The 737-nt window shown below is 59.7% G+C and carries 1 protein-coding gene; it reads left to right on the top strand.

Annotated features, from left to right (window positions below; genetic code table 11):
* Nucleotides 1-193 precede the first annotated feature (193 nt).
* Nucleotides 194-664, top strand: coding sequence for a hypothetical protein (locus Mspo_RS19475; protein ID WP_244613566.1), 471 nt, complete (start codon nt 194-196; stop codon nt 662-664).
* Nucleotides 665-737: the final 73 nt, after the last annotated feature.

Below are 737 nucleotides of genomic sequence, written 5' to 3'. Positions count from 1 at the left end.
GCATGACCGCCGCCTGGGACGACGACTTCCTCGCAAGTCTCGTCGCCGCCTGAAATCCTTCACCCGATTCCCCTGCGAGGAGTCGACCCGAACTCCAGAGCCGCCGCCGCCTACCTCAAAACGAGCGAAGCGGTTGTCCATCTCGGGGACGTAACATTTGAGGAGGAGCTATATTATGGCGATGAGTCGGGATATGTTCAAGAACGGCAATGGTGCGCGGGCGGAAGTCGCGCCCGTTTCGGCAATCATCGCCGAAAATAACGAGGTCGACGAGGCGGACCGGCCCGATGACGCGCCGAAAGCCGAAGCCATGCGACAAATCAAGGAATTGAGGCATCGCATCCACGTTGCCGTGGGGCAGATCGCGCTCGCCATGTCGGCGGTTCCGCGTTATCGGCACCAGTCGCTGGCGGACTTGCAATCCCTCATCCTGGACCCGCTGCTGCGTGACCGCATCGCTATTGCGACGCTGGGCGCTGCGAAGGACGAAAGCAACGTGGACTCAGGCCAGGAATCGCCGCAAGACACGACATCCATGGCGGGCGTCGCCATTTGGGCGAGCGTTTCAGACAAGGCAGAAGCGAAAATTCGCGAGCAGATCAGGGCCGGTGTGTTTCCCCTACGCCTGAAAGCCGAAGACTGGACGAGCGGAGACAAAGCCTAGTGCCTCGCTTCAACGAATTTGAATGGGCTGTCTTTCCGCAGCTGGACGTTTCTGATTCGCTTATGCCATTGAT

It is taken from the genome of Methylosinus sp. Ce-a6, from assembly GCF_009811655.1.
Classification (GTDB): Bacteria; Pseudomonadota; Alphaproteobacteria; order Rhizobiales; family Beijerinckiaceae; genus Methylosinus.
The sequence above is the reverse complement of the archived record's forward strand: the minus strand, read 5'-3'. Positions and strand labels throughout refer to the sequence as shown.

Coding starts and splice junctions, on each gene's coding strand:
- Mspo_RS19475 (WP_244613566.1), top strand. CDS start 194: ATGTTCAAGAACGGCAATGGTGCGCGGGCGGAAGTCGCGCCCGTTTCG.